General features: G+C 65.4%; 18 protein-coding genes and 1 other RNA gene. 11 read left to right on the top strand and 8 right to left on the bottom strand.

Features of this window, described 5'->3' with window-relative positions; all coding sequences use genetic code 11:
• The 3 genes from HBJ55_RS20280 to HBJ55_RS20270 form a co-directional block, all read right to left on the bottom strand.
• A partial coding sequence (locus HBJ55_RS20280) for an amino acid kinase family protein (protein WP_240936216.1) occupies positions 1 to 243 on the bottom strand: 243 nt, incomplete at its 3' end.
• A gap of 136 nt (positions 244 to 379) precedes the next feature.
• The gene (gene nspC, locus HBJ55_RS20275; RefSeq protein WP_167119419.1) at positions 380 to 1531 is read right to left on the bottom strand and encodes a carboxynorspermidine decarboxylase; all 1152 of its coding nucleotides are present in this window, start codon (positions 1529 to 1531) and stop codon (positions 380 to 382) included.
• The gene (locus HBJ55_RS20270; protein ID WP_167119416.1) at positions 1528 to 2727 is read right to left on the bottom strand and encodes a saccharopine dehydrogenase family protein; all 1200 of its coding nucleotides are present in this window, start codon (positions 2725 to 2727) and stop codon (positions 1528 to 1530) included. The genes nspC and HBJ55_RS20270 overlap by 4 nt, the downstream gene beginning before the upstream one ends.
• A 355-nt stretch (positions 2728 to 3082) precedes the next feature.
• Between HBJ55_RS20270 and HBJ55_RS20265 the strand changes: the two genes are divergently transcribed.
• Positions 3083 to 3826: a Crp/Fnr family transcriptional regulator gene (locus tag HBJ55_RS20265; protein WP_338072057.1), complete on the top strand. Its 744-nt coding sequence runs from the start codon at positions 3083 to 3085 to the stop codon at positions 3824 to 3826.
• 99 nt (positions 3827 to 3925) lie between these two features.
• Here the strand turns inward: HBJ55_RS20265 and ssrA are convergent.
• Positions 3926 to 4305: a transfer-messenger RNA gene (gene ssrA / locus HBJ55_RS20260) on the bottom strand.
• A gap of 123 nt (positions 4306 to 4428) precedes the next feature.
• Positions 4429 to 4920: an SsrA-binding protein SmpB gene (gene smpB, locus HBJ55_RS20255; RefSeq protein WP_167119413.1), complete on the bottom strand. Its 492-nt coding sequence runs from the start codon at positions 4918 to 4920 to the stop codon at positions 4429 to 4431.
• 128 nt (positions 4921 to 5048) lie between these two features.
• Here smpB and HBJ55_RS20250 point away from each other — a divergent pair, with 128 nt between their 5' ends.
• Both HBJ55_RS20250 and HBJ55_RS20245 read left to right on the top strand, forming a co-directional pair.
• Positions 5049 to 5483 carry a type II toxin-antitoxin system RatA family toxin gene (locus HBJ55_RS20250; protein WP_167119411.1) on the top strand — a complete coding sequence of 145 codons (435 nt, stop codon included), beginning with the start codon at positions 5049 to 5051 and terminating at the stop codon, positions 5481 to 5483.
• A 1-nt stretch (position 5484) separates the two neighbouring features.
• Positions 5485 to 5781 (top strand): RnfH family protein, encoded by a 297-nt coding sequence (locus tag HBJ55_RS20245; protein WP_240936215.1) that lies wholly within the window; start codon positions 5485 to 5487, stop codon positions 5779 to 5781.
• 15 nt (positions 5782 to 5796) lie between these two features.
• On the opposite strand, the gene HBJ55_RS20240 is transcribed toward HBJ55_RS20245, so the two are convergent.
• Positions 5797 to 6282: an outer membrane protein assembly factor BamE gene (locus tag HBJ55_RS20240; RefSeq protein WP_167119405.1), complete on the bottom strand. Its 486-nt coding sequence runs from the start codon at positions 6280 to 6282 to the stop codon at positions 5797 to 5799.
• A gap of 72 nt (positions 6283 to 6354) precedes the next feature.
• Here HBJ55_RS20240 and fur point away from each other — a divergent pair, with 72 nt between their 5' ends.
• Positions 6355 to 6801, top strand: coding sequence for a ferric iron uptake transcriptional regulator (gene fur, locus HBJ55_RS20235; RefSeq protein WP_167119402.1), 447 nt, complete (start codon positions 6355 to 6357; stop codon positions 6799 to 6801).
• An 87-nt stretch (positions 6802 to 6888) separates the two neighbouring features.
• Here the strand turns inward: fur and recN are convergent, their stop codons facing one another.
• Positions 6889 to 8565: a DNA repair protein RecN gene (gene recN, locus HBJ55_RS20230; RefSeq protein ID WP_167119399.1), complete on the bottom strand. Its 1677-nt coding sequence runs from the start codon at positions 8563 to 8565 to the stop codon at positions 6889 to 6891.
• Positions 8566 to 8785: 220 nt separating this feature from the next.
• Between recN and grpE the strand changes: the two genes are divergently transcribed.
• The 5 genes from grpE to HBJ55_RS20205 all read left to right on the top strand — a co-directional run bounded on the left by grpE (position 8786) and on the right by HBJ55_RS20205 (position 14114).
• A complete protein-coding gene (grpE, locus tag HBJ55_RS20225; RefSeq protein ID WP_167119396.1) occupies positions 8786 to 9415 on the top strand; it encodes a nucleotide exchange factor GrpE in 630 nt (209 codons plus the stop codon).
• A 135-nt stretch (positions 9416 to 9550) separates the two neighbouring features.
• Positions 9551 to 11482 carry a molecular chaperone DnaK gene (dnaK, locus tag HBJ55_RS20220; protein ID WP_167119392.1) on the top strand — a complete coding sequence of 644 codons (1932 nt, stop codon included), beginning with the start codon at positions 9551 to 9553 and terminating at the stop codon, positions 11480 to 11482.
• A gap of 105 nt (positions 11483 to 11587) precedes the next feature.
• A complete protein-coding gene (dnaJ, locus tag HBJ55_RS20215; RefSeq protein ID WP_167119389.1) occupies positions 11588 to 12739 on the top strand; it encodes a molecular chaperone DnaJ in 1152 nt (383 codons plus the stop codon).
• Positions 12740 to 12921: 182 nt separating this feature from the next.
• Positions 12922 to 13203, top strand: a complete 282-nt coding sequence (locus HBJ55_RS20210) for a DUF2218 domain-containing protein (protein WP_167119387.1) — start codon at positions 12922 to 12924, stop codon at positions 13201 to 13203.
• The gene (locus tag HBJ55_RS20205) at positions 13200 to 14114 is read left to right on the top strand and encodes a DMT family transporter (RefSeq protein ID WP_240936214.1); all 915 of its coding nucleotides are present in this window, start codon (positions 13200 to 13202) and stop codon (positions 14112 to 14114) included. Before HBJ55_RS20210 ends, HBJ55_RS20205 begins: the two co-directional genes overlap by 4 nt.
• Here the strand turns inward: HBJ55_RS20205 and HBJ55_RS20200 are convergent.
• Entirely contained in the window at positions 14111 to 16072 is a 1962-nt protein-coding gene (locus HBJ55_RS20200) for an MBL fold metallo-hydrolase (protein ID WP_167119384.1), read from the bottom strand. The two genes, HBJ55_RS20205 and HBJ55_RS20200, sit on opposite strands and share 4 nt — an antisense overlap.
• Before the next feature lie 134 nt (positions 16073 to 16206).
• On the opposite strand from HBJ55_RS20200, the gene dapB reads away from it, so the two are divergent.
• Complete coding sequence (gene dapB, locus HBJ55_RS20195; RefSeq protein WP_167119381.1) at positions 16207 to 17010, top strand: 4-hydroxy-tetrahydrodipicolinate reductase; 804 nt, start codon at positions 16207 to 16209, stop codon at positions 17008 to 17010.
• 308 nt (positions 17011 to 17318) lie between these two features.
• Positions 17319 to 18464 (top strand): glutamine-hydrolyzing carbamoyl-phosphate synthase small subunit, encoded by a 1146-nt coding sequence (carA, locus tag HBJ55_RS20190; protein ID WP_206022787.1) that lies wholly within the window; start codon positions 17319 to 17321, stop codon positions 18462 to 18464.
• Positions 18465 to 18467: the final 3 nt, after the last annotated feature.

The following is an 18467-nucleotide window of genomic DNA, read 5'->3' as shown; positions in this document are numbered from 1 at the left end:
CAGGGATTCGATTGCCTGGCGATGCTCGGCCTGCAGCGCCTCGAGGCATTCACGGTAATCGTCTCTGCGACCCTCGTCGCGGGCGGCGGCGAGCAGCGCCTCGAGTTTGTTGGTGGTCTTGCCCATGGCCGAGACCACCACGACCAGCGGTCGGACCTCGTGGGCTTCGATCAGCGGGGTCAGGTGGCGAATGGCATCGGCATTCTTGATCGAGGCGCCGCCGAACTTGAACACGGTCGTCATTCCGACTCTCCCTGTCTGGTGTCATCTTAACCATGGTGCATATCGACGGATAGCGAAAGGGGCACCCGGCACGCCATGCAAGTAACGGTGCAGAAACGAAAAAAGCCCCCGCAGGGGCTTTTTCTTGCTGATGCGCTTAGCTTAGGCGGTCTCTGTAAGCCTCATAGCCGAACGTCTTCACCGTGCGAACCTCGCGGCTCACTTCATCTACCCGGCAGATCGACGGCAGGCGAATGCCGTTGAAGGTGGTGGTCTTGACCATGGTGTAGTGGGCCATGTCGGTGAACACCAGGCGATCGCCGATGGCCAGCGGCCTGTCGAACGAGTAGCGGCCGATCACGTCGCCGGCCAGGCAGGTGGTGCCGCCCAGGCGATAGGTGTGAGCCTTCTCGTCCGGCTCGCCGGCACCGATGATCTGCGGTCGGTAGGGCATTTCCAGTACGTCGGGCATGTGCGCAGTGGCGGAGGTGTCGAGGATGGCGTTGGGGCCGTCGTTCTCGACGATATCCAGTACCGTGCACACCAGGTAGCCGGTATTCAGCGCGATCGCCTCTCCCGGCTCCAGATAGACGGTGAGATGCGGATGGCGTTCGCGAAAACCGCGAATCACCCGCACCAGCCGCTGGATGTCGTAGTCGGGGCGGGTGATGTGATGCCCTCCTCCGAAGTTGACCCACTGCTTGTCGGCGAGATACTGCCCGAACTTGGCCTCGAACGCCTCCAGCGTATGCTCCAGGGCGTCGCTGTTCTGCTCGCAAAGGGTGTGGAAGTGCAGCCCCTCGAGCCCGGCGAGGTCGGCCCCCTCGAAATCCACCGCGCGCGTGCCCAGCCGCGAACCGGGCGCACAGGGGTCGTAGATCGCCACCTTGCCTTCGGAGTACTCGGGGTTCACCCGTAGCCCGCAGGAGACCTGGCGTGGCGCCGCCGCGACGGTGTCGCGGAAGCGTTGCCACTGCCCCGGGGAATTGAAGCTGACATGGTCGGCGTACTGCAGCACCACGCCCATCTCCTCCTCGGTGAAGGCGGGCGAGTAGACGTGCACCTCGCCGCCGAAGGTCTCCGCGCCCAGCCGCGCCTCGTCCTGGCCGCTGGCGGTGGTGCCGACCAGGTACTGGCTTACCAGCGGGAAGGTGTCCCACATGGCGAAGCCCTTCAGCGCCAGCAGGATCCGTGCGCCACTCTGCTCCTGGACCTGCCGCAGCAGCTCCAGGTTGCGGCGCAGCAGCGCGTCGTCGACCACGTAGGCCGGCGACGGGCAGGCGTGGATGTCGAAGTCGAGTCGTGTCATGCCAGCGGGTCGTGCTCCGGGTCCAGCTCGACCACCTGCCACGGCAGGCCCATGTCGCCGATGCGCTCCATGAAGGGGTCCGGGTCGAGCTGCTCGACGTTGAACACGCCCGCGCCCTTCCAGATGCCTTCCAGCATCAGCATGGCACCGGTCACCGCCGGCACGCCGGTGGTGTAGGAGATCGCCTGGGACTGCACCTCGCGGTAGCAGGCCTCATGGTCGCAGATGTTGTAGATGTACACCTTGCGCCGCTTGCCGTCCTTGATGCCATCGGCAATGATGCCGATGTTGGTCTTGCCCTTGGTGCGCGGGCCGAGCGAGGCCGGGTCGGGCAGTACCGCCTTGAGGAACTGCAGCGGCGAGATCTCGCAGCCGTTCACCTCGATCGGCTCGATGCGGGTCATGCCGACGTTCTCGAGCACCTTGAGGTGGGTGATGTACTTCTCGGAAAAGGTCATCCAGAAGCGGATGCGCTCCAGTCCCTTGATGTTCTGGCTGAGCGACTCGAGCTCTTCGTGGTAGAGCAGATAGATATCCTTCTCGCCGATGCCGTCGAAGTCGAACTTGCGCTTCTCGGCCAGCGGCGGGGTTTCCACCCACTCGCCCTTCTCCCAATAGCGACCATTCGCGGTGATCTCCCGAATGTTGATCTCCGGGTTGAAGTTGGTGGCGAAGGGGTAGCCGTGGTCGCCACCGTTGGCATCGAGGATGTCGATGCGGTGGATCTCGTCGAACAGGTTCTTCTGAGCGTAGGCACAGTAGATGTTGGTCATGCCCGGGTCGAAGCCGCAACCCAGGGTGGCCATGTTGCCCGCCTCGGCGTAGCGGTCGTGAAACGCCCACTGCTCCTTGTACTCGAACTTGGCCTCGTCCGGGTGCTCGTAGTTGGCCGTGTCGAGGTAGGGCACGCCGGTCTTCAGGCACGCCTCCATGATGGTCAGGTCCTGATAGGGCAGAGCCACATGGATCAGCACGTCCGGCTTGAACGACTCGATCAGTTGCACGAGGTCGTCGACGCTATCGGCGTCCACCTGAGCCGTCTGGATGGGACGTTTCAACTGGGCCGCGATGGCCTTGCACTTCTCTTCGTTGCGACTGGCCAGGCAGATCTCGCTGAAGACTTCGGGGTGCTGTGCACATTTGTGGGTGACTACGCCTCCGACGCCACCGGCGCCGATAATCAGGACTTTGCTCATGGGCCTCTCGAATCCAGATCGGGGAATGTCTATGAAAGGGTAGGGTCTTATCGGATTTTCGGCCATCTCGTCATGCCCGTGCCCGATGCCACCCCGGTCTTGCATCGCTTGCGCGCAGATGATGGCTTCCCATGAGGCCGGGGGCAAGTGATTTTATCCTGACTCGTTAGACCAAAGCAGGGGGTGCTGGTATCGCAGCGACACCTCATGGCCAAGCGGTTCCGATGCCAGCACGGCGGACCTCGTTCGGTGCTCGTTCGATCATTCTCGAGCGTCGATAACCTGCGTTATGAATGTCTATATAAGCTTGTGTTTTAGTATGTCGCGACCTAACCACAAGCCGGAGAGGCAGCGTGTGACCCTACTCGACAGTGTAGTGATGCAGGGGCTTGGCCGTCACGGAGCGTTGACGTCCGAAGACAAGGCCCTGTTGTTGGGCCTCGAGCTCAATTCAAGGCGCGTGTCGGCCGGGGAAGTATTGTGGCAGGAGAGTGCGGATGTCGACCTCTTCTGCGTGATCAAGGAAGGCTGGGCCTATTCCTATCGCAATCTTGGCAATGGTTCGATGCAGATTCTCAAGGTCTACCTGCCGGGTGACATCATCGGCATGCGCGATTTCGGCTTCTCCCGTCGGCTGGCCGGCGTGGCGATGATCAACGAGGGCGTGATCAGCCCGTTCACGTATCAGCAGCTCTTCGAGCTCTTCGGACGTTCGCCGGCCCTGGCCGCCGGTATCATCGCCGTGGCGGTGCGCCAGCAGGCGATCCTCACCGAACGGCTGGTCTACCTTGGCCGCTATGCCGCTCATGAGCGGCTTGCGCACTTCCTCTACGAACTCTACCTGCGCCTCAAGCGGATAGGCGCCGTGGAGGACAACGGCTTCTTCATGCCGCTGTCCCAGGAGCAGATCGGCGATGCGCTGGGGCTGAGTGCGGTGCACGTGAGCCGGACCTTCTCCATGCTGCGCGACGAGGGGCTGGTCGTACGCGACCGTCAGCACGTGACACTGCCCGACCCGGAGGCGCTGGCTCGGCTGGTCGAGTTCAACGATACCTATATCGACGAGGCCCTGCCTCCTGTCTTCCAGAGTTTCGCTTAGCCCTGGCGGTGGTCTCTCCTCTGACCGAGTCTGGTTCGTGGCCCAGCAGAGCCGCAGGAACGAAAAAAGCACCCACTAAGGGTGCTTTTTTCGCTTGATTGGTGGAGGCGGCGGGGATCGAACCCGCGTCCGCCGGCACTCGCTCTTCGGCTCTACATGCTTAGGTCCGTTTTTTGGTTTAACGCATCTGGCTCCAACGGGCAGGATCCAGCTACGCGATTCCTCTAAGATTTAGCGATTGGCGAGAGGACACCACCAACCGCGATCCCATCATTCTTGGCTCATATCCCCTCCGCGATGAATGGGCACATCGCTTTGGGGCCGGACTAGAAGCTAACAGCTATTAAGCTGCCAGCGCGCCCTGAGCGTAGTTGTCGTCGTTTGCGACTATTTAATCGTGATGTTGGATTTACGAGATACATCACGCTCTCGGCATGCACCTAGGAGGTTGTCACCGGCGTCGAAGCCATGTCGCCCCCGTAGCAGACCCATCTTATCAGCTGGGTAACGCTATGACACCTGTTGGATGGGTTGGTTCCATCGTTTCCCCGATTCTTGCCAGTTTCGAGGAGCCACTTGACGTGTCACCCTCCTATGACACCTCAGGCCTTGGTGTGTTCCCGCATGATGCGCCCTTTCTGCCGCTGCCAGTCGCGGTCCTTCTCGGTAGCCCGCTTGTCGTGCAGCTTCTTGCCCGTCACCAGCGCCAGCTCGCACTTCACCTTGTTGCCCTTCCAGTAGAGCTTGAGCGGCACGCAGGTGTGCCCCTTCTCCTGGGAGCGCGAGAAGATCTTGGCGATCTCCTTGCGATGCAACAGCAGCTTGCGCGTACGCGAAGGATCGGCGATCTCGTGGGTGCTGGCGGTGTTGAGCGGCGTGATGTGGCTACCCAGCAGCCACGCCTCGCCATCCTTCACCAGAATGTAGGTGTCGGTGAGCTGGGCCTTGCCGGCGCGCAGGCTCTTCACCTCCCAGCCGGCCAGCACCAGGCCGGCCTCGAAGGACTCGTCGATGTGGTACTCGAAGCGAGCCTTCTTGTTCTGGGCGATGACGCTGCTGCCGGGACCCTTGCCCTTGCCTTTCTTGTTGGCCATGGAACCTCATGTCATGTTCTGCCGATGGTGACGTCCCCTTCGATGTGGGGGGAAGCGTGGTACCATTCAAGGCGTGAAATAACCGCTCATGATACGCCCTGGGCACTGTGAAGTCAGCGGAGAGCTCAATGCCAATGGTCAATCGGTCCGCCCTGGTGCGGCACACCCCTCGGGACATGTTCGAACTGGTCAATGACTTCGAGCGCTACCCGGAGTTCCTGCCGGGCTGTCGGCGGGCGCGGCTGCTCGAGCGCGACGAGTCGCACCTGATCGGTGAGATGACCCTGGGCCGGGCGGGTCTCGAGCAGAGCTTTACCACCCGCAACGACTTGATCGAGCCCGAGCGCATCGAGATGTCGCTGGTCAGCGGCCCTTTCAAGCGTCTGCGCGGGCGTTGGCTGTTCCTGCCGATGGGCGAAGGCGCCTGCAAGGTGTGCCTTGAGCTGGAATTCGAATTTGCCAACCGTTTGCTGGGCATGGCCTTCGGCAAGCTGTTCCAGCAGGTGGCCGGCCAGTTGGTCGACTCCTTTACTCGGCGCGCCGATGAGCTGTATGGGCGCTGACATGAGGCTCGCGGTGGAAGTGGCCTTTGCTCTGCCCGATAGGCAGCGCATCGTCGCGCTCGAGGTACCGGTCGGCACCACGGCGCGACAGGCCGTCGCCCTGGCCGGGCTGGATAGGCTCTTCCCCGAAGTGCCGGCCGCGACTTTTGCCGAGGCGGACCTTGGCATCTTCGGCAAGCTGCTGCGCGACCCCGACGACCACCGTCTGCGCGCAGGCGATCGGGTCGAGGTCTACCGCCCGCTCGAGATCGACCCCAAGGCGGCACGTGCCCGGCGCGCTGAACGTGCCGGGAGGTAGCGAAGCGCGCCTGGGTTAGCGAGCAAGCGGTTCGGTTGAGGCCGGCTCGCCGCCTTGCGGCAACGTGCCGCCGGCGTCAGGTGCACGCTCCGGCACCGCTTCGGGCTGGCTGGAGGGCAACATGCCGGCGGGGTCGGCACCCTCGGCCGCCGGGCCGATGTCGTCCTGTGCACGCAGCTCGATATCCTCGGCGAAGTTGCCTTCCTGCTGGATGTTGACCAGGCGCTCGCCGTCGAAGGTCAGCGTCAGCCGCCGCTGCTGGACGCCGCCGTAGGCTTCGTCGAGGCGGAACACGTAATCCCACTGATTGGCATCGAAGGGCGCTTCCAGCAGCGGCCTGCCCAGCAGGTCGACGACCTGGGCGCGGCTCAGGCCGGGTTGAAGCTGTTGGACCATGCCCTCGGTGATGTAGTTGCCCTGGGGGAGGTCACGCTTGTAGACACAGCCGCTGACCACGGTCAGGGCGATGACGAGGGGGAGGGTTTTGATCAGCTTTTGCATTTGTGTCCGTTCTTCACTATCGTGGATTCGGTCGATCATACCCGACCCTACCTGATACTGCGAAGAGCGAACATGGCCGACCAGAACCATGAACTGCGCAAGGCAGGCCTGAAGGTCACCTTGCCCCGAGTGAAGATCCTGCAGATCCTCGAGAATGCCACGGGTCAGCACCACCTGAGCGCCGAGGATGTCTACAAGACCCTGCTGGAAGCCGGGGAAGACGTCGGCCTGGCCACCGTCTATCGCGTGCTGACCCAGTTCGAGTCGGCAGGCTTGGTGATCCGCCACAATTTCGATGGCGGCCATGCCGTGTTCGAGATCTCCCAAGAGGAACACCACGACCACATGGTGTGTCTCGACAGTGGCGAGATCATCGAGTTCTTCGACGAAACCATCGAACGTCGCCAGAAGGAGATCGCCGAGGAGCATGGCTTCGAACTCGTCGATCATGCCCTGGTGCTCTATGTGCGCCCACGCGGCTCCAATACCACGCGGCAGGACGGCACGCCGCGCAAGTGACACGCAAGTGGTGAAGACGAGTCAGCGCCGTAGCGGCCCCGATCGAGATCGGGGCCGCTTGCGTTAGGCGCGTGGATGTGAAACGGCTCAGTGGGCGGCGCCTTGCTGGCTGGCGTCCAGCATTTCCCGAGCATGGGCCAGGGTGCGGTCGGAAAGGTTGACGCCGCCAAGCATGCGCGCCAGTTCGCTGACGCGGCCGGCTTCGTCGAGCAGGGCCATGCGCGTCAGGGTAGTGTTGCGCTTGGCCTGCTTCTCGATATGCAGATGATGGTGAGCCTGGGCCGCCACCTGGGGCAGGTGTGTCACGGTCATCACCTGACCGTTCTCGCCAAGTCTGCGCAGCAGCTGGCCGACGATCTCGGCGGTGGCGCCCGAGATGCCCACGTCCACTTCGTCGAAGACCAGGCTGGGGATGGTCGAGTGACGTGCGGCGACCACCTGAATCGCCAGGCTGATACGCGACAGCTCGCCACCTGAGGCGACCTTGGTCAACGGCCGCGGCGGCTGGCCGGGGTTGGCGCTGATCAGAAAGCGCACCGCTTCCATGCCGTCCGGCTGCGGCGTCTGGCGTGTCTCCACTTCCACTTCGAAGCGTGCCTTGCCCATGGCCAGAAAGGCGAGCTGCTCCTGTACCGCCTTGCCGAACTTGCCAGCCGCCTGGCGGCGGGACTCGCCCACCGTGCGTGCCTGCTCGCGCCAGGTATCGCGCAGGGCCTCGACCTCGCTGCGTAGCGCCTCGAGATCGTGCTCGCCGCCTTCTAGGCTCTCCAGCTCGGTTTGCAGGCGGCGATGGAGGGAAGGCAGCTCCTCGGGCATCACATGGTGCTTGCGTGCGATGCGGTGCACCTCGCCCAGGCGAGACTCGACCCAGGCCAGCCGCTCCGGGTCCAGCTCGGTAGTGTCGGCAAAGCGGTTGAGCTCGCGCACGGCCTCCTCGACCTGGATGCGCGCTTCGCCGAGCATGGCGAGCACTTCGGCCAGGGTGCCGCGGTCGCTGCCCGGCAAAGGGTCGAGCCGGTGGGTCGCCTGGTTGAGCAGCGCCAGCACGCCGCCCTCGTCGCTATCGCAGCATTCGGCGGCGAACTGCGCTTCGCGCAGCGTCTCCTCGGCGTGGGCGAGCTGTTCCTGCTCATGCTCCAGGGTGGCGAGCTCTTCGTCGCCCAGCGCCAGAGCGTCGAGCTCTTCGACCTGATAGCGCAGCAACTGGCGGCGCGCCTGGACCTTGTCACCACTCTCGGTCAGCTGTTTCAGGCGTCGCCGGGCCGCCTGCCAGCGGCGAAAGGTCTCGGTCAGCTCGCCCACGACGCTGCGGTTACCGGCAAAGTCGTCGAGCAGGCGCAGGTGGGTCTCTTCGCGCAGCAGCATCTGGTGGGCGTGCTGGCCGTGGATCTCGACCAGATGTTCGCCCAGTGCCTTGAGATCGGTCACGGTAGCCGGCTGGCCGTTGATCCACGCCTTGGAGCGGCCGTTGGCCGTTACCACGCGGCGTAACAGGCAGTCGTCGACGGGTAGCTCGCGCTCCTCGAGCCAGTGCCGGGCGGCCGGCAGGCTGGCGATATCGAAGCGCGCCGAGAGATCGGCGCGCTCGCAGCCATGGCGCACGCTGCCGGCGTCGGCGCGCTCACCCAGGCACAGCCCCAGGGCACCGAGCAGGATCGACTTGCCGGCACCGGTCTCGCCGGTGATGGCGGTCATGCCGCCGGCAAGCTCCAGATCGAGCGTATCGACGATGGCGAAATCGCGAATGGCGAGCTGAGTCAGCATGTGGCCTCCCGGCAAGCGTCACACAAGGCTGGATATCTATACACGTTATTGAGTTTTTATACAGTAGTCGAGGCGGCCGCTCAACGCACGCATTGCTCATGAACGCCTGGCCTCTCTTGAGATTACGGTCAGGACCCCCATATAGGCGGCAGACTCGAGGCTTACTACCCAATCGAAACCGTTGCGGCCGCATGGCCGAACCACGCTTCAGGAGATGCGCATGGCTAAAGAACCCCAGACCCCGCTTGACGACGAGCTGGAACGGCGCGAGGAAGAGGCTCGGCCGGAGCCGGTGGAAGGCGAGTTGGACGATGCGGTTGGCATCGGGGACGACGAGACCGTCGCGGCCGAGGAGCCGACAGCGGTGAGCGACAATCCCGAGGCCGACATGCTGGCCGCCCAGGTCGAGGAGCTGGAGCAGAGCCTGGCCGAGGCCAAGGACCAGGCGCTGCGTGCCGCCGCCGAGGCGCAGAACGTACGCCGCCGGGCCGAGCAGGAGGCCGAGAAGGCGCGCAAGTTCGCCCTCGAGCGCTTCGTCAAGGAGCTGCTGCCGGTAGTCGATAGCCTGGAGAAGGCGCTCGAGGCCATGGGCGACGATGCCACCGAGGCCCATAAAGAGGGCGTGGCCATGACACTGAAAATGCAGCAGGACGTGCTGGCCAAGTTCGGCGTCGAATCGCTCGACCCTGCCGGCGAGCCGTTCGACCCGCAGTATCACGAGGCCATGGCCATGGTGCCCAACCCCGAGCTCGAGCCCAACAGCGTCATGGAAGTGGTGCAGAAGGGCTATACGCTCAATGGCCGCCTGGTACGTCCGGCCATGGTGGTGGTCAGTCAGGCCGCCGGCTAAGCCGATCGGCACGACCGATCCAGCGTAATGCAGGGGGAGGGCTTGAAAACGTTCAAGGCACCCCCCAGATAGACGTCAACCGCGGCAGATGCCGCTGAGATGGATTCAAGGCAAACGAATTTTCGAGGATTTCCTATGGGACGCATCATCGGTATTGACCTGGGGACCACCAACTCCTGTGTGGCCGTGCTCGACGGCGACAGCGCCAAGGTGATCGAAAACGCCGAAGGCGCCCGCACCACACCCTCCATCATCGCCTACACCGACGATGGCGAGATCCTGGTGGGGCAGTCGGCCAAGCGCCAGGCGGTCACCAACCCGCAGAACACCCTGTACGCCATCAAGCGCCTGATCGGCCGTCGCTTCAAGGACGACGTGGTGCAGAAGGACATCAAGATGGTGCCTTACGGCATCGTCGAGGCCGACAACGGCGACGCCTGGGTCGAGGTCAAGGGTAAGAAGCTGGCACCGCCGCAGGTCAGCGCCGAAGTGCTGAAGAAGATGAAGAAGACCGCCGAGGACTACCTGGGCGAGACCGTCACCGAAGCGGTGATCACGGTGCCGGCCTACTTCAACGACAGCCAGCGTCAGGCGACCAAGGACGCCGGGCGCATCGCCGGCCTCGAGGTCAAGCGCATCATCAACGAGCCCACCGCGGCGGCGTTGGCCTATGGCATGGACAAGTCGCGCGGCGACAAGACCATCGCCGTGTATGACCTGGGTGGCGGTACCTTCGATATCTCGATCATCGAAGTGGCCGACGTCGACGGCGAGACCCAGTTCGAGGTGCTGGCCACCAACGGTGACACCTTCCTGGGCGGCGAAGACTTCGACATGGCGCTGATCAACTATCTGGTCGATCAGTTCAAGGCCGACAGCGGCATCGACCTCTCGGGCGACAACCTGGCCATGCAGCGCCTCAAGGAAGCCGCCGAGAAGGCCAAGATCGAGCTGTCCAGCGCCCAGCAGACCGACGTCAACCTGCCCTACATCACAGCCGACAACACCGGTCCCAAGCACCTCAACGTGAAGGTGACCCGGGCCAAGCTGGAGTCGCTGGTGGAGGATCTGGTTCAGCGCTCCATGGGGCCGTGCAAGACCGCGCTGGCCGACGCCGGCCTGTCCGCCTCAGAGATCGACGACGTGATCCTGGTCGGCGGCCAGACCCGCATGCCGCTGGTGCAGAAGAAGGTTGCCGACTTCTTCGGCAAGGAAGCGCGCAAGGACGTCAACCCGGACGAGGCCGTGGCCGTGGGTGCGGCGATCCAGGGCGGCGTGCTGGGTGGCGACGTCAAGGACGTGCTGCTGCTCGACGTCACCCCGCTGACCCTGGGTATCGAGACCCTGGGCGGCGTGATGACGCCGCTGATCGAGAAGAACACCACCATCCCGACCAAGAAGACCCAGACCTTCTCGACTGCGGATGACAACCAGACCGCCGTGACCATCCACGTGCTGCAGGGCGAGCGCAAGCAGGCCGGTGGCAACAAGTCGCTGGGTCGCTTCGACCTGGCCGACATCCCGCCGGCGCCGCGCGGCGTGCCGCAGATCGAGGTCGCCTTCGACCTGGATGCCAACGGCATTCTCAACGTGTCGGCCAAGGACAAGGCTACCGGCAAGGAGCAGTCGATCGTCATCAAGGCCTCCAGCGGTCTCACCGATGAAGAGATCGAGCAGATGGTCCGCGACGCCGAGGCGCATGCCGACGAGGACAAGAAGTTCGAGGAGCTGGTGGCCCTGCGCAACCAGGCCGACGGCATGGTCCACGCTGCCCGCAAGACCGTGCAGGAGGCCGGTGAGCACGCCACCGACGAGGAGAAGCAGGCCATCGAGACGGCCGCCTCCGAGCTGGAGGAAGCGCTCAAGGGTGACGACAAGGACGACATCCAGGCCAAGCTGGACAAGCTGACCGAGGCCTCCGGCAACCTGGCGCAGAAGATGTACGCCGCTCAGGCCGAGGCCGCCCAGCAGGGCGGTGGCGAAAGCCAGGAGGCCGGTGGCAAGCCGGAAGAGGACGTGGTCGACGCTGAATACGAAGAAGTCAACGACGACCAGAAGAAGCAGTAATCGCCAAGGCGATGCCACGGACGACGGTAGCGCGGGGGGACGACTCCCGCGTTGCCGTTTCCGCGGATCGGGCAGAACTGCCTAGACCAGGAGGCGCATGGACCCATGTCCAAACGCGATTATTACGAGGTGCTCGGCGTCGAGCGCGGAGCCGACACGAAAGACATCAAGAAGGCCTATCGACGGCTGGCGCAGAAGTACCACCCGGACCGCAACCCGGATGACGACACCGCCGCCGAGAAGTTTCGCGAGGTCTCCGAGGCCTATGAGATTCTTGCCGACAGCGAGAAGCGTGCCGCCTACGACCAGTTCGGCCATGCCGGTGTAGACGGCCAGGCCGGTGGCTTCGGTGGTGGTGGCTTCGGCGGCGCCGGGGCCGGTGGCTTCAGCGACATCTTCGGCGATGTGTTCGGCGACATCTTCGGTGGCGGCGGCGGTCGGCGCAGCCCCCATGCGCCGCAGCGCGGCAGCGATCTTCGCTACAATCTCGAGCTCGATCTCGAGAGTGCCGTCGCCGGCACCACGGTGGATATCCGCGTGCCGCGTCACGTGGAGTGCGACCGCTGCGACGGCCAGGGTGCCGAGCCGGGGTCCACCAAGGAGACCTGCCCGACCTGTAACGGGCATGGCCAGGTGCGCATGCAGCAGGGCTTCTTCGCCGTGCAGCAGACCTGCCCCACCTGTCACGGCAGCGGCGTGCATATCAAGGTGCCGTGCCACAAGTGTCACGGCGAGGGCCGCATGCGCGAGACCCGCACCCTGTCGGTGAAGATCCCCGCCGGGGTGGATACCGGCGATCGCATTCGCCTCAACGGCGAGGGCGAGTCCGGTATCAACGGCGGCCCGCCCGGCGATCTCTACGTGCAGGTGGCGATCAAGCCGCACCATATCTTCCAGCGCGACGGCAAGCACCTGCAGTGCGAGGTGCCGATCAACTTCGTCGACGCCGCTCTCGGTGGCGAGCTCGAAGTGCCGACGCTGGATGGCCGGGTCAAGCTCAAGATCCCGCCCGAGACCCAGACCGGCAAGCTCTTCCGCCTGCGCGGCAAGGGCGTCAAGCCGGTGCGCGGCGGCCCGCCCGGCGACCTGCTGTGCAAGGTCGTGGTGGAGACCCCGGTCAACCTCAACGAGGAGCAGAAGGCGCTGTTGCGTCAGCTGCAGGAGAGCCTGGGGGGCAGCAACAGCGCCCACCACTCGCCCAAGAAGAGCGGCTTCTTCGACGGCGTGAAGAAGTTCTTCGAGGACATGAAGCCGTAAGGCCCGGCCTCGTCCTGCTGGCCCCCGAATGCTCTAAGCATCGGGGGCTTTTCTTTATCCGTCTCCTGCATGGGATGCGCAGTATCGAACGTGCCGTTTTACGCAGCGGATCCATGTGGGCTGGCGCCGATCCCGTCGCGCGTCTTAGTCTGTTAGCTCCCGTACGAATGGAGATCGCTGTTATGCCGATGTCGCGTGCCGAAGTCGTCACCGAGTCAGGGGCGAGGCTGATGAACCGGCTGTGCAAGCACTGGGCGCACAAGCTGGAGGTGGAGCAGGGCGAGGAGGAGAGCCGGGTGGTCTTCGATGAGGGCTCCTGCGTGATGCGCGTCGAGCCGGGCAAGCTGGTAGTGGCCGTCGAGGCGCTGGAGGAGGAGAGCCTCGACCGCCTGGAGGGTGTCATCGATTCCCACCTGCAGCGCATGGCGGGCGACGAGGAGCTGGCCATCGTCTGGGAAAATTGAGCGCGCCGCTAACGCCCCGGCTTGCCCATCTGGGCATGCTGCTGTGGTCGCTGCTGGTCGGGCTGTCGTTTCCCGCCGTGGAGCTGATGGGCAAGCTGCCGCCGCTGTCGCTCACCGCCCTGCGCTTCGCCATCGCCTGCGCCGGGCTGTGGTGGCTGGCGCGGCGCTCGGCGGAGTTCCTGCCGCCCTGGCGGGTGCTGCCGCTCTATGCGCTGATGGGGCTGTGTCTGGCGGGGTTCTTCGGCGCCATGTTCTGGGCCGCCCATCATGCCACCGCGCTCTCCATGGCCACGCTCTACGTCACCGTACCGCTGTTGGCCTACCTGCTGGGGCTCGGGTTTCGCGTCGAGCGGCTGAGCTGGCAGCTGCCGGCGATCCTGGCCTTGGGCGCCTGCGGCGCGCTGGGGCTCGCTTTCGCCGAGTCGCTCAGCCACGGCGAAGGCATGCAGTTCGGCGTGGGCGAGGCAGTATTCTTCCTCGGCTGCGTATCCTCGGCGCTCTACCCGGTGCTCAGCAAGTGGGGGCTGGCTCGCGAGTGGCTGCCGGAGTCGGCGGCGGTGCGCACCTTCTGGAGCCTGGGTCTGGGCGGGCTCGCCATCGGCCTGCTGGGGTTTGCCATCGAGCCCGTTACCCAGCTTGTTTCCATGCGCTGGCAGGATTTGGCCCTGGTGATCTACCTCGGGCTCTTCTCCAGTGCGCTCACCTTCTGGCTGATGCAGCGAGCCACCTCCGTGCTCACGCCCGGCGCCGTTACCGCCTACGGCTACATGGTGCCCTTCGTCTCCATGCTGCTGTTGTTCGCCACCTCACCCGAGCAGATCGGCTGGCAGTGGCTGCCGGGCAGCGCGCTGGTGCTCGCCGCCATCGGCCTGCTGCTGCGCCAGAACGGCAAGGACGCCCAGAAGCGTTAATCAAGCTCGTCGGGATCGGGTTCGCTGCCCGGCGTGCTGGCCAGCCGCGGGAAGTGGCGGCGTATCTCGGCGTAGAGTTCGCCCACGTCCTCCACGTGGCGGCGTGAGAAGTGGAACGGCACCAGTTGGCCGATCTCGGCCGCGGCAGCGATCTCGCCACAGGCACGGGCCGTCAGGTGGCCGGTTCGTCGGGCCTGCTCGGCCTGGTCTTCGCGGAACGAGGCCTCGCAGAACAGCACCTCGGCACCGCGCGCAAGCGTGAGCAGACGTTCACGGTTTGCGCGCGTGTCGCCGAAATCGGTGGCGTAGACCAGGCGCTTCCCCGGCTGCGACATCAACAGGCGCTGCGCCAGCTCGGCGGTTGACTGCCGGCTGCCGTCGGGCAGGGTGATGACGGCCCCAGCGTTTCCCGTCAGCACGTTCTGCTTGAGTTCGCCGAGCCATGGGCCAGGGGACCAGCCGTGAGCTTCCAGGCGCTCCTTGCGCACTTTGATCTGCACGTCCGGATCAAAGGCGAAGGCCAGCACCGGCGTACCGTGATCCAGCGTAACGGCGCGCACGCGAAAGCCGGGTTCGTGATGCAGTACGCCATCTTCGACGTCCCGCGGGGAAAGCGCCTTCATCGGCTCGCCGGCCACCAGGCGATAGTGGGCCAGGCGCTCGTCGTGCAGCTCGAAGACCTCGAAGCGGGGCGCTTTCTCCTCGACACGATCCCACAGGATTCCGCGCATCAGTCCGTCCAGGTTCCCGGCAAGGCCGGGCGGCCCATAGACCCGGCACGGCGGATAGTCGCCGATGCGCGAGCGCAGCAGCCACAGGAAGCCGCCGATGTGATCGAAGTGGGCATGGCTGATGAACACGTCGCTGACCTGGTGGGCCAGCCGGGCCGGCAGCCGGCCGGGGTCGCCCAGGTCGAACAGCAGGCTGCGCTTGCGGTGACGCAAACGCAGGTGCAGCAGCGGGTCGCCGAACACGCCGTTGGCCAGCGTGGCGCGCACCCCATCGAGGCGCAGCGTGGGCCGCGGGCCGTCCTGCGTCTCCTGTGGCGCCAGCATGAGCGACGCGTCCTCGTCGGGCGTGATGGGAGGTAAGCGATGGGGGCGCGCAGTGCCTAGCCGACCCTCGGGATGGCGCATGGCGTCGCGAACCACCAGGGCGCGGGGCGTCGTTGCCGACACGGGAGCCCGCAGCCGCAGCTGCTCGTCTTCCAGAGCGAGTACTTCACCCATGGTCAGGGTGCCGCCATCGGCATCGAGCAGGCCAGCCTGGCGCCCCCGCCAAGCGCTATTGGCGCGGCGCGGCGGCGGGGTGCCAACAATGATCAGGTCGGCGAGATCGAGCTCCAAGTGGACGGCATCGGACAGATAGGCGTCCCACGCTTCGGTACGGCGCTGTGTGCGAAGCTGGCGCCCCGGGTGGCGCGCTTCGCTGGCAGCTGGGAGGTTCAGCGACTCGAGGCCCAACAGCATCCGCTCATCGGGGTAGGGGTCGGGGTCGCCTTCGGGGGTCAGGCGCACCATGGCGTAGATGCGGCCGGCGCTGGCGAGTGCCGGCAGCAGCTCGGCGCCGCCGATGCTACGCTCCACGCCCGGCGCATCGATGAGCAGTGGCCCGCCCTCGACACGCGCGGCGAGCCGGCGTACCGCCTCGGCGAGCGGCAGACGAAAGCGCGAGCCATCCAGGGTGGCCAAGGCCTCGATGGCCTCGAGGCGCCATTCGCCGCGGTCCCCCAAGGTTGGATCCCAGCGCCCCAGGCATACCGCGCCGGGTGGGCCGAAGCCGGGCAGGCCGGGGTCTGCAGCCAGGCAATGACACACCTCGCCGCGTTCGGCCAGCGCGATCGCGGCGGACCGGGCAAGAGTCGTCTTGCCGCTGCCGGGTGGCCCGGTCAGCAGCACTCGCGGGCGGCGCTCCAGCAGCTCGAGCAGGGCGGGAACATGGGGCGGGGTCGTCGTCATCGCGTTCCTTGCTCCGTAAGTCGCTATGCCCAGTGTGGGCGACAGTGCCCGTTCTGCCCAAGCGCTCGGCCCGGCGGCTCCGTGCTCTGGTATACTGCCCCTCGATTCCACTCTTCAGATTTGCAGGAGCCCGCATGACCCGTATCGCCATCGTCGGTGTCGCCGGCCGCATGGGCCGCACCCTGGTCAACGCCGTGCAGCAGGATGCCGGGGCCAGCCTGGCCGGCGGCATCGTCGAGCCGGGAAGTTCGCTGGCCGGAGCCGATATCGGCGAGCTGGCGGGGCTGGGCAAGCTGGGCGTGACCGCGGTGGATTCGCTCGATGCCATCGTCGACGACTTCGACGTGCTGATCGACTTCACCGCGCCTCGGGTCACGCTGGCCAACCTGGCCTTCTGCGCCGACCACGGCAAGCGCATGGTGATCGGCACCACCGGGCTCTCCGATGACGAGCTGGCCGAACTTGACGGCTACCGCGACAGGCTGCCCTTCGTCTTCGCCCCCAACATGAGCGTGGGCGTCAACCTGACCCTGAAGCTGCTGGAAACCGCGGCCAGGGCGCTGGGCGACGAGGGTTACGACATCGAGGTGATCGAGGCCCACCACCGCCACAAGGTCGACTCGCCCTCCGGCACCGCGCTGAGGATGGGCGAGGTGGTAGCCGACGCCCTGGGCCGCACGCTCAAGGAGCACGGCGTGTTCGAGCGCGTCGGCCAGTGCGGGCCGCGCAGCGACAAGGAGATCGGCTTCGCCACGGTGCGCGCCGGCGACATCGTCGGTGAGCACACGGTGATGTTCGCCACCGAGGGTGAGCGCATCGAGATCACCCACAAGGCTTCGAGCCGCATGACCTTCGCCAAGGGCGCGGTGCGCGCGGCGCGCTGGGTGGCCGATCAAGAAAACGGCCGCTATGGCATGCAGGACGTGCTGGGTCTCTGAGTTGCCTCGGCGCCCCTGAGGTGCGGCGGCAGACAACACTTCTGGCTCAGTAGGGGTGGTCGAGCAGGGGAGAATCCTGTAACATCTCCAAAATTTTGGCCGGGCGCCTGAAATACAGCAGTCCAACTGCGCGCTTGTTGCGTGGCCAGCCCCCGAGCAAAGACAACAAGCGGGATGAAACCGGTTCCTTAAATCGGCTTCGTCCCGCTTTTTTACGAGCCGAATCTGTCGCAATGACGATAGCCGCCGAGCCTGCGCCCCTCAGGCTCGCATCAGCATGGGAGGACCTTGTCTTGAACAGCCCCGCATTGAACAGACCCGCGATATTGGCCCTGGAAGATGGCAGCATTTTCCACGGCACGGCCATCGGCGCCGATGGACGAACCAGCGGTGAGGTGGTGTTCAATACGGCCATGACCGGCTATCAGGAGATCCTCACCGACCTCTCCTATACCCGGCAGATCGTGACCCTGACCTACCCGCACATCGGTAACACCGGCATCAACGCCGAGGACGTCGAGTCCGACGGCATCGCCGCCGCCGGCCTGGTGATCCGCGACCTGCCGCTCATCGCCAGCAACTTCCGCTCCGAGCAGTCGCTCTCCGACTATCTCAAGAGCCGCAACGTGCTCGGCATCGCCGACATCGACACCCGCCGACTGACACGCATCCTGCGCGACAAGGGCGCCCAGAACGGGGCGATCCTGGCCGGTAGCGAGGCCGAGGGCGACGACGCCGTCGAGCGCGCGCTGGCTGCGGCGCGAGAATTCCCGGGGCTCAAGGGCATGGACCTGGCCAAGGAGGTCTCGTGCAGGCAGGCCTACGAGTGGAGCGAGGCTGAGTGGGTGCTGGGCCAGGGCAACGTCGATGCCACGGGCAGCGAGCGTCCCTTCCACGTGGTGGTCTACGACTACGGCGTGAAGTACAACATCCTGCGCATGCTCGCCTCGCGCGGCTGCCGCCTCAGCGTGGTACCGGCGCAGACCCCGGCCGCGGAAGTGCTGGCCAAGAACCCCGACGGCATTTTGCTGGCCAACGGCCCCGGCGACCCCAAACCCTGCGACTACGCCATCCAGGCGATCCGCGAAATTCTCGAGACCGAGGTTCCCGTGTTCGGCATCTGCCTGGGTCACCAGCTGCTGGCGCTGGCCGCCGGTGCCAAGACGGTGAAGATGAACCATGGCCACCATGGCGCCAACCACCCGGTGCAGGATCTCGACAGCGGCCGCGTGATGATCACCAGCCAGAACCACGGCTTCGCCGTGGACGAGGCGAGCCTGCCGAGCAACGTGCGCGCCATCCACCGTTCGCTGTTCGACGGCACGCTGCAGGGCATCGAGCTGACCGACCGCGCGGCCTTCAGCTTCCAGGGCCACCCCGAAGCGAGCCCCGGGCCGCGCGACGTGTCGCCGCTGTTCGATCGTTTCGTCGAGATGATGAAGGCCCGCCGCTAGGCC

The sequence above is a fragment of the Billgrantia bachuensis genome (genome assembly GCF_011742165.1).
Lineage (GTDB): Bacteria > Pseudomonadota > Gammaproteobacteria > Pseudomonadales > Halomonadaceae > Halomonas > Halomonas bachuensis.
This window is presented reverse-complemented; position numbering and strand designations above follow the sequence as displayed.

Excerpts from the sequence above, each read along its gene's own strand:
- nspC (WP_167119419.1), bottom strand. The coding sequence starts at position 1,531 with ATGACACGACTCGACTTCGACATCCACGCCTGCCCGTCGCCGGCCTAC.
- dapB (WP_167119381.1), top strand. The coding sequence starts at position 16,207 with ATGACCCGTATCGCCATCGTCGGTGTCGCCGGCCGCATGGGCCGCACC.
- HBJ55_RS20240 (WP_167119405.1), bottom strand. The coding sequence starts at position 6,282 with ATGCAAAAGCTGATCAAAACCCTCCCCCTCGTCATCGCCCTGACCGTG.
- recN (WP_167119399.1), bottom strand. The coding sequence starts at position 8,565 with ATGCTGACTCAGCTCGCCATTCGCGATTTCGCCATCGTCGATACGCTC.
- dnaJ (WP_167119389.1), top strand. The coding sequence starts at position 11,588 with ATGTCCAAACGCGATTATTACGAGGTGCTCGGCGTCGAGCGCGGAGCC.
- HBJ55_RS20200 (WP_167119384.1), bottom strand. The coding sequence starts at position 16,072 with ATGACGACGACCCCGCCCCATGTTCCCGCCCTGCTCGAGCTGCTGGAG.
- grpE (WP_167119396.1), top strand. The coding sequence starts at position 8,786 with ATGGCTAAAGAACCCCAGACCCCGCTTGACGACGAGCTGGAACGGCGC.
- HBJ55_RS20270 (WP_167119416.1), bottom strand. The coding sequence starts at position 2,727 with ATGAGCAAAGTCCTGATTATCGGCGCCGGTGGCGTCGGAGGCGTAGTC.
- dnaK (WP_167119392.1), top strand. The coding sequence starts at position 9,551 with ATGGGACGCATCATCGGTATTGACCTGGGGACCACCAACTCCTGTGTG.
- fur (WP_167119402.1), top strand. The coding sequence starts at position 6,355 with ATGGCCGACCAGAACCATGAACTGCGCAAGGCAGGCCTGAAGGTCACC.
- smpB (WP_167119413.1), bottom strand. The coding sequence starts at position 4,920 with ATGGCCAACAAGAAAGGCAAGGGCAAGGGTCCCGGCAGCAGCGTCATC.
- HBJ55_RS20250 (WP_167119411.1), top strand. The coding sequence starts at position 5,049 with ATGCCAATGGTCAATCGGTCCGCCCTGGTGCGGCACACCCCTCGGGAC.
- HBJ55_RS20210 (WP_167119387.1), top strand. The coding sequence starts at position 12,922 with ATGCCGATGTCGCGTGCCGAAGTCGTCACCGAGTCAGGGGCGAGGCTG.
- HBJ55_RS20245 (WP_240936215.1), top strand. The coding sequence starts at position 5,485 with ATGAGGCTCGCGGTGGAAGTGGCCTTTGCTCTGCCCGATAGGCAGCGC.